Origin of the sequence: Pseudorhodobacter aquimaris (assembly GCF_001202025.1) — a bacterium.
Taxonomy (GTDB): Bacteria; Pseudomonadota; Alphaproteobacteria; order Rhodobacterales; family Rhodobacteraceae; genus Pseudorhodobacter; species Pseudorhodobacter aquimaris.
Window position 1 is genome coordinate 1 of record NZ_LGHS01000025.1, and the last position, 8,103, is coordinate 8,103.

The following is an 8,103-nucleotide window of genomic DNA, read 5'->3' on the forward strand; positions in this document are numbered from 1 at the left end:
GAACATGACCTCCCTCTCGCGCATGTAAACATGCGCTGCCGGGCAGCGGGTCGATGGACTTCATGGCGGATCGCCTTGGGGATGGCCGGGCGTTTCGGCTCTTGAACGTGTTGGATGATTTCAATCGCGAAGGATTGGGCATCGAGGTCGACTTTTCTTTGCCAGCGGAACGCGTGATCAGAAGCCTCAACCGCATCATCGAATGGCGTGGCAAGCCCGGCACCATAAGAGTCGGCAACGGCCCGGAATACATCAGTGGAAAGCTAATGAAATGGGCCGAGGAACAAGGGGTTACCATCCTACACATCCAACCCGGCAAACCTCAACAGAATGCTTACATTGAGCGCTACAACCGGACGGTCCGGCATGAATGGCTGGACCAATACATCATCGAAAGCATAGAGGAGGCACAAGATCACGCCACGCAATGGCTATGGACATACAACAACGACCGCCCGAACATTCCTCTCACGGTTTGCTTGCAAACCGTTGCCGGACAGCGGGGCATCGGCGGCATCACTCCCGCCCAGAAACTGAAAATGGCCGCGTAAGTTCTACGGATGCACCTCGTTAAAAAGGGGGGGATTACCTTGGCATCGACGCCGGTGCAGCCTTTGCCGCCTTCATGTGTTGCGGATCGCAAGGGCGTGGCGCGTATCTTCAAATCACTTCCCCCCAATGATCCCACGAACGCGATCTGCAACGGCCTGATCACCATCAATGGCCATGGAGACAGCAGTCAGGATCGCCTTGAGCACAAAGAGGACGGCTATTGCTATAACGCGAATTATCCGCTTGCGACCATACTGGCGCCCCGTTACCTGCTTTGCACTGTGAGGGGACGTGTTCAGTCCAATGGTAACGCATATACACCCATGAATGGCAAAGACGTGCGCGAGGCTTGCGAATAATTCATGCGCGATGGGGTGGAAACGGTTGCGGTCTTTTGTGGTCTGTTCTGCACCCCGAGCATGAAGTTTGCACCGGAGAGATCTCGCGCGATGTTCACTTGACTATTGGCTGTCAGCTATATCCGCAGGCGCACGAATATACCCGCAGCTCTACCGCTACTGTGAACGCCTTTCTGGTAATGGTCCTGCAGCGCTATGTTGCAGCAGTTGACGCCTGTTACCAAACCCTGATTGCATGCCGTCCAGTGCACTATTATCATACAATGGCGGCAGCCGCTCTATGGTAACAACTCCGGCGCCACAAACGGATCTTTGATGGGGCGAACCTTGGCACCTGATGGGGTCATCACCGATGATATGGGGTTGATGCAGCTGGGCCCGCAATCGGCAGGGTCCTAAGTGCCTTTCAATGACGCATTTTACGCACAGTATAAAAAGCGATATACTTATTTCGAACGGTAAAGCACGGTGGACAAGCCCAATGGTGCGCGCAATGCAAAGACCGCAATTTACCAATAGTTTAATGTAAGCGCATTGGAACTTTGCGCTTGCGCCAAATGTGCCCGGATTGCCAGAGGGCTATATCGTGGTTGGTCTGATACCACCCGCAGCGCAAAACTGTGCAAGATTCTGCCTGAATTGTGCATTTGCCGCCTTGCGTACAGCCGTATCTGTCACCCGGAGCAGGTAGGATGGATGCAGGGTAACAAGTACGGGAATTCCATAGGGCCCCGGTTCGATTTTGCCGCACCGGGGTAAAATGGGGGTGTCATTTCCGGTAAGGCTTTGCGCCGCGGCCGCGCCCATGGCAAGGATCAGCTTGGGGCGTATCTGTGCGATTTCGGCGTTAAGCCACCAGCGGCAATGCTCGATCTCGGATATGTTGGGACGTTGGTGAATGCGTTTCTTGCCGCGCGGTGTGAATTTGAAGTGCTTTACCGCATTGGTGACATAGACGGCGTCGCGGTTCAGCCCGACCTCGGCGGCGATACTGTTGAAAATTTGCCCGGCGGGGCCGACAAAGGGACGACCGCTAAGATCTTCCATATCGCCGGGTTGTTCCCCTACCACCATCAAATCAGCGTCACGGGGCCCCTCGCCAAGCACCGCCTGTGTCGCATGGCAATGCAAGGGGCAGCGGGTGCAGGCACGGATCGCGTGGTGAAGATCTTCGTGCGGACCGTCCCAGGCTGATGCGTGAGGCAACATTTGCGCCTGCACCTGCGCCATGCGTGCGGGTGGCAGGGTGGGTGCCGCCTCGGCCATCGCGCGCGCGCGGGCGGGCGCCTGCGCGATCATTTGGGGGATAAGGGCGGCCTCGGGCATGTTTTTCCAGTATTTTCTGGGCATCTCCGATTGCATCGCCTTTACCATAAGCCGTGCAGGGTTAAAGATATTCTGGAAATAGGTGATCCAAAGTGCCTCTCCTGCGTCCTCTGGCAGCTCTGGCTTGCTGTGTCCCTGTTGGAATGACAGTTTGCCGTGTTCGAAAATGGCCGATACATCAGGGGTCAGAATGCGCCAATCCATATCGGAAAAACGGCGCACAAAGAAATCCGCCGTTGGCTCTACCGTGTGATGGCTGGGCTCAAACCATGCTGCAAAGCTGCGGCGGGGGGCGTCGGGCGCGCCGATTTCGCGGAAACGCACAAACGCCTTCATTTTGTGCTGACAGCGGCGCACGTTTTTCTCCATTTGGCGAAGGTGCGCCAAATCACCGTCGCCGCGGTCGTTCATCAGCTGTGGCGCGTCTTTCAGCCGCCACAAAAAGGCATAAAGCCGGGCGAAACGCTCTGGATCGCTGTGCCAGACGGCGGTTTGGGCCATTGTGACAAAACTGCGCGGCACGGACACAGGTCCGCCCACAGGGGGTGGGGTCACATTGCCGAAAAGATCGGGTGCGGCGGCGTGGTCCCCCCAAATAATCTGCTCGGGAGGCACGCGCGAGGCCAGAAACCTACGCGCGGCCTCTCGCCATGCTTTGGCCGTGCCGATCGGGGGCAGGCTGACCTGATGCATCAGAACAGGGTCAGCTGTTCAGGTGGCGGGGCGAAACGTGCGCGCAGGTTGGCGCTGTCGGTCAGGCCGCCCGGCGTCCAGCCGCCTGCGGTGACAAACGCCCGCGCCTTTTTCATCAACGCCCCCATACGCATCAGATCCTCATAGCGAAGTGCCCTGTGGCGGCGCGTGATCAGGATACGGTCCACCGTCTTGACCCCGAACCCCGGCACCCGCAACAGCATTTCGCGGCTGGCGTGGTTCACATCCAGTGGAAATACCCCGCGATGCGCCAGCGCCCATGCCAGCTTTGGGTCAATATCCAGATCGAGGTTGCCTGCGAGGGTAACGGAAGTGATCTCATCCAGCTGAAAGTCATAAAACCGCAGCAGCCAATCCGCTTGATAAAGCCTATGTTCGCGCTGCAAGGGCGGGCGGATCAGTGGCAGTTTCGCCGAACTGTCAGGAATAGGAGAGAAGGCGGAATAATATACCCGTTTCAGTTTGTAGCTGGAATAGAGCCGCGTTGACTGGCCCAGAATGGTGGCATCATTCGACCCATCTGCGCCGATAATCATCTGCGTGGACTGGCCTGCCGGGGCAAAACGGGGCGGGCGTTTGCCGGTAAAGGATTTCTCCTTGCTGGCATCCTTGGCCATGCGGACATTGGCCATCGCGCGGCGGATCTGTTCGGGCTTCTTTTCGGGCGCATATTGTTTTACTGCGGCATCGGTGGGCAATTCGACATTGATCGACAGGCGATCAGCCAGCAGGCCGGCCTCTTCGATCAACTCTGGTGCGGCATCTGGTATCGTCTTGAGGTGGATATAGCCACGAAATTTCTCTTCGTGGCGCAGTTTGCGGGCGATCAGCACCATGTCCGACATCGTCGCATCGGGTGAGCGGATCACGCCCGAGGACAAAAACAGCCCTTCGATATAGTTGCGCCGATAAAATTCAATGGTCAGGCGAACGACTTCATCAGCGCTGAACCGCGCACGGGTCACGTTAGAAGAGACACGGTTGATGCAATAGCTGCAATCGTAGATGCAGAAATTCGTCATCAGAATTTTTAATAGGCTGATGCAGCGCCCGTCAGGGGTATAGGCGTGGCAAATGCCGTTACCTTCGTTTGATCCAAGCCCTTTGCCATCGCGAGAATCGCGTTTGGTAGATCCCGAAGACGCGCAGGACGCATCGTATTTTGCCGCATCGCTGAGAATTGCGAGCTTTTGATCCAGAGTTTGCTTTGCCATTTGTTCTTCATATGTTCCATTCCTGACCATGTCACCCGATTATTGCCCCGCGCTGTTCACATGCATGTGTTTTGCCCCCCGCCACGACGGAGCTGCTGTCAAAGCCACAGGACGTAAAAGGTGCACGTGTTGTTAATGGGACGGGAGGATTGGATCGGGCCTGCGCCGCTTGGGAATGGAATCGCGGCGGTGGAATGTGGCGTAGAGCGGTTTTGACGGGGAAGCACTCCTTTTGGCCAATAGGACATTTGCCAAATTCTTGCAGCGCCTGCCGGACACGGCGACACCATAGGGCCTGTCAGCGCGAAGATATGTCCGACATCTCGCTTGCCGCGCAGGGCTTCGGGCGGGGCAAACGTCATTACGGCGTCCAAATGCTGTCTGCCTCTGGGCGACCCTGTCTGGGTTGTTCTGGCCAAAATCCTTGGGTGCAGTTGATCGTGGTGGCTGCGGTCGGCGCGGGCAAAAACGCGCAGCTTTACAAATAGGGCGGTGTGCAAGCCGAGACGACAATGGCCTCTCGATCGCCGATATTGCGAAAACGGTGCGGTGCGGTGGATTCGAACAAAAAGCTGTCGCCCGCTTTCAAAACAGCAGTTTCCTCACCGACAGTCACCTCGATTTCCCCGGCGATTACAACCCCACCTTCATGCGAGACATGTTCCAGCAACTGCTCGCCAGTATCGGCGCCGGGCTCATAGCGTTCGTAAAGTATCTGCAGGTTATGCGCCTTAGCATCCCCGATTTGCTGCAAGGTCATCTTGCCGCGCGGATCATCTAGCGTAGAGTAAAGTCGCGTGGTCAGATCGCGCATGTCCTGAGGCTTGAAAAAGACCGATTGGGTGATCGGCGCATCGGGTTCAAAAAACTCTGACATACTCACATTCAGGCCGCCCAGTATCTTGCGCAGCGACGACACGGAGGGGCTGGAACGGTTGGTTTCAATCATTGAAATTTGACCATGCGGCACACCGGACGCCTCGGCAAGCTGGCGCTGGGAAAGAGACGCATCTTGCCGCATCTGCCTAAGTCTTTGGCCGACATCAAAATTATCCATGGTATTCCCATATTTTCCATCTTTTTAACAGGCGGCAATCGTGCGCACAATCCGTTGAAAGTTGTCGCGCATTAAATGCAAAAGTATTGCGCAGTATATTGCGCAGTGCTAGGGGTAGTGGTCCAACTCCGGAGGCTACCATGACCGAATCTGCCCGCCTTTCTGCCCGTAAAACCGAAGCTGTCGCGCGCGGTGTTGCAACGCGTGGTATCTATGCGACCCGCGCCGAGAATGCCGAGCTTTGGGATGCCGAGGGGCGGCGTTTCATCGATTTTGCCTCGGGCATTGCCGTGAACAATACCGGCCACCGCCACCCCAAGGTCATGGCCGCAGTGGCTGCACAGGCGACGGCCTTTACCCATACCTGTTTTCACGTCGCCCCCTATGAGGGTTATATCGCCCTGGCCGAGCGGCTTAACGCTGTGACACCCGGCGATTTCTCCAAGAAAACCATGTTGGTTACGACCGGTGCCGAGGCGGTCGAGAATGCCGTCAAGATGGCCCGCGCCTTCACTGGCCGCTCGGGGATTGTCTCGTTCTCGGGCGCATTTCATGGCCGCACGCTGTTGGGCATGGCGCTGACCGGCAAGGTTGCCCCCTATAAGAAGGGGTTCGGCGCGATGCCGCCCGAAGTCGTGCACGCACCGTTTCCGAATCCGATGCATGGCGTGTCCGAGGCCGAGGCCATCAGCCATCTGGAGCGACTCTTTGCATCTTCGGTCGATCCGGAGCGGGTCGCGGCGATCATCATCGAGCCGGTGCAGGGCGAGGGCGGTTTTACCATCGCACCGTTCGATTTTCTGCGCGCGTTGCGTGCGATTTGCGATGAACACGGGATTGTCCTTATTGCCGATGAGGTTCAGGCCGGTATGGCACGCACGGGGCGGATGTTCGGCTTTGATCATTCGGATGTGGTACCCGATCTGGTGACGATGGCCAAAGGGCTTGCCGGTGGCTTTCCGCTCTCGGCTGTGACAGGGCGCGCCGATATCGTTGATGCGCCAAATCCCGGCGGGATGGGCGGCACCTATGCGGGCAACCCCTTGGCCGTCGCAGCGGCCCATGCGGTGCTGGACGTGATCAAGGACGAAGACCTTTGCGCCCGCGCCGATGAGATCGGAGAAGTGATCCGTGCCCGCCTGTCCCAGATTGCCGCACGACAGGGGATGGAGTGTATTGGCGACGTGCGTGGCTTGGGCGCCATGAACGCATTCGAACTGGTGACTGATCGTGAAACCAACGCACCCGACGCCGAATTGACCGCCGCAATTGTCGCCGAGGCCGAAGCACGGGGATTGATCCTGTTGTCTTGCGGGACGCGTTACAATGTCATTCGCTTGTTGCCGCCGCTGACCATTCCGATGGATCACCTGCAAGAAGCATTGGATATCATAGAGGCTTCGGTGGAGGCGGCAGTCATGCGCCAAACGCGCTGAGCATTTCCGTGACCGTAGCCCTCTGCCCAAGAGGCAGGGGGGCACCTAATTTGGCGGCGGTAATATGGTCAGCCCTTATCATTGCGGGCCAGGTCGATTTTCCACTAATTCAAAGGCACACCCTTTTAGGATGAAAGGACGAGGCGGGGCGCCCTTCGACTCCACCGCTATTTTGGGGATGTACGGCATCAAGTTAGACGACTTGCCTGCTAACCTCCGACCTGCCGCAAAACTGGGGGCCGGATGTCGCGACATGATTCCGGTTTGAGAGGGAACGCCATTTTAAAAGATAGTGGTGATTATCCCGCTGACACATCAGCCACTACATTTTGTGGTCTGAGTTCCCGCATTAATAAGGCACCCAAGGCTGTCGCAGTGGTCCGGTAATACGACTTTCCGAGCCAGCTGCGCCCTAGCAGATCGCCATCAGGCGTTGCAAACATGGCTGAGAGGCCGAAGTCCAACGAGAGTTCTTCACGCAATGGCTGCTAGACCATTTGGTTGTCGCCAAACGACTTCTCCATGTCAGAGACGGCGCCGATGACCAACTTGCCCTGCTTGGTCTTGAACCGTCCCAAAGAATACCGAACCGCCAGCGGGACCAGTCGTGCAGCTTATTGATGGACAGGAGCTGATGGCGCGTTGCGTCAGTGATCGACGAATGCAGAACGGTACCTCGAAAGTCGTTAGCCTGGTTCTTGAGGAAGCTTTCCGAGTGCGGTGCATCACTCCTTGGCCACACCCGCGAAAACTGAAGCTCTAAACACAACATTTAGGGGGTGATGAGTCAGCGGGATAATCCCGAAGATAGTGATAATCCCGAAGATAGTTATGACCCGCTGTATGGCCAGGTCTCACCATTCTCGCAGAGGGTGGTTTTACCGGTGGTGGGGCAGAACCGGATACGACGCACAACGTTCCTGCCGATATTCTGGTCTACAATTTTTATGTTTAAGTCTCGTAATATCTGTTGTGCACCGGCTGCGTTGTCTTTGCCAATGTCACGCCGCCCCTCATGCAGTTTCGAACCGCCATAAATCCGGGCTTCTAATCTGGAAATTTGGCCGCCCTTGTCCGAAATCTGGTCTATCAACGACCTGATGGCTACGTCCCCGAACCGAGCATCATTACCTGATTGGGCAAACATGCAATGTGCCATCCCGCCCAGGTTTTCTTGTGGATCTGACATGCAAATGACCAAACCCACGCCTACAATTGCAGTATATATCACACTCGCGTCGTCGGTGACACCAATCTGACCTTGAACCACATGTAGAATTTTCATTTCCTCTCGGTGCCGGTCACTGGTCGCTCCGCTCATGGGAATTGTCCTTTTTCGCCCTTGGTAGAATGTGCCGCGGAAAACTTAATTTCAGGTAAATCATGATCTGTTTCGCTTCGGCCTTGAAATTCGGTACGGTCATGATATGTGGCTTGCTCTAGGA

6 protein-coding genes and 1 pseudogene are annotated in these 8,103 nt (G+C 56.5%); 3 read left to right on the plus strand and 4 right to left on the minus strand.

Annotated elements, in window-relative coordinates:
• Positions 1 to 50 precede the first annotated feature (50 nt).
• Positions 51 to 551: pseudogene (locus tag AKU94_RS03605) on the plus strand (integrase core domain-containing protein); the annotation flags it as partial.
• 39 nt (positions 552 to 590) lie between these two features.
• Positions 591 to 911, plus strand: coding sequence for a hypothetical protein (locus tag AKU94_RS03610; RefSeq protein ID WP_157056394.1), 321 nt, complete (start codon positions 591 to 593; stop codon positions 909 to 911).
• Between the two features lie 579 nt (positions 912 to 1,490).
• On the opposite strand, the gene AKU94_RS03615 is transcribed toward AKU94_RS03610, so the two are convergent.
• From AKU94_RS03615 to AKU94_RS03625, 3 genes are all read right to left on the minus strand, one after another.
• Complete coding sequence (locus AKU94_RS03615) at positions 1,491 to 2,930, minus strand: UdgX family uracil-DNA binding protein (RefSeq protein ID WP_050525979.1); 1,440 nt, start codon at positions 2,928 to 2,930, stop codon at positions 1,491 to 1,493.
• On the minus strand, positions 2,930 to 4,165 hold the full coding sequence (locus tag AKU94_RS03620) for a putative DNA modification/repair radical SAM protein (RefSeq protein ID WP_050525980.1): 1,236 nt from the start codon (positions 4,163 to 4,165) through the stop codon (positions 2,930 to 2,932). Before AKU94_RS03620 ends, AKU94_RS03615 begins: the two co-directional genes overlap by 1 nt.
• Before the next feature lie 478 nt (positions 4,166 to 4,643).
• Entirely contained in the window at positions 4,644 to 5,222 is a 579-nt protein-coding gene (locus AKU94_RS03625) for a cupin domain-containing protein (protein WP_050525981.1), read from the minus strand.
• 140 nt (positions 5,223 to 5,362) lie between these two features.
• On the opposite strand from AKU94_RS03625, the gene gabT reads away from it, so the two are divergent.
• Positions 5,363 to 6,658 (plus strand): 4-aminobutyrate--2-oxoglutarate transaminase, encoded by a 1,296-nt coding sequence (gene gabT / locus AKU94_RS03630; protein WP_050525982.1) that lies wholly within the window; start codon positions 5,363 to 5,365, stop codon positions 6,656 to 6,658.
• An 829-nt stretch (positions 6,659 to 7,487) separates the two neighbouring features.
• On the opposite strand, the gene AKU94_RS03635 is transcribed toward gabT, so the two are convergent.
• Positions 7,488 to 7,979 (minus strand): chemotaxis protein CheD, encoded by a 492-nt coding sequence (locus AKU94_RS03635; RefSeq protein WP_050525983.1) that lies wholly within the window; start codon positions 7,977 to 7,979, stop codon positions 7,488 to 7,490.
• Positions 7,980 to 8,103 lie beyond the last annotated feature (124 nt).

Excerpts from the sequence above, each read along its gene's own strand:
- AKU94_RS03615 (WP_050525979.1), bottom strand. The coding sequence starts at position 2,930 with ATGCATCAGGTCAGCCTGCCCCCGATCGGCACGGCCAAAGCATGGCGA.
- AKU94_RS03620 (WP_050525980.1), bottom strand. The coding sequence starts at position 4,165 with ATGGCAAAGCAAACTCTGGATCAAAAGCTCGCAATTCTCAGCGATGCG.
- AKU94_RS03625 (WP_050525981.1), bottom strand. The coding sequence starts at position 5,222 with ATGGATAATTTTGATGTCGGCCAAAGACTTAGGCAGATGCGGCAAGAT.
- gabT (WP_050525982.1), top strand. The coding sequence starts at position 5,363 with ATGACCGAATCTGCCCGCCTTTCTGCCCGTAAAACCGAAGCTGTCGCG.
- AKU94_RS03635 (WP_050525983.1), bottom strand. The coding sequence starts at position 7,979 with ATGAGCGGAGCGACCAGTGACCGGCACCGAGAGGAAATGAAAATTCTA.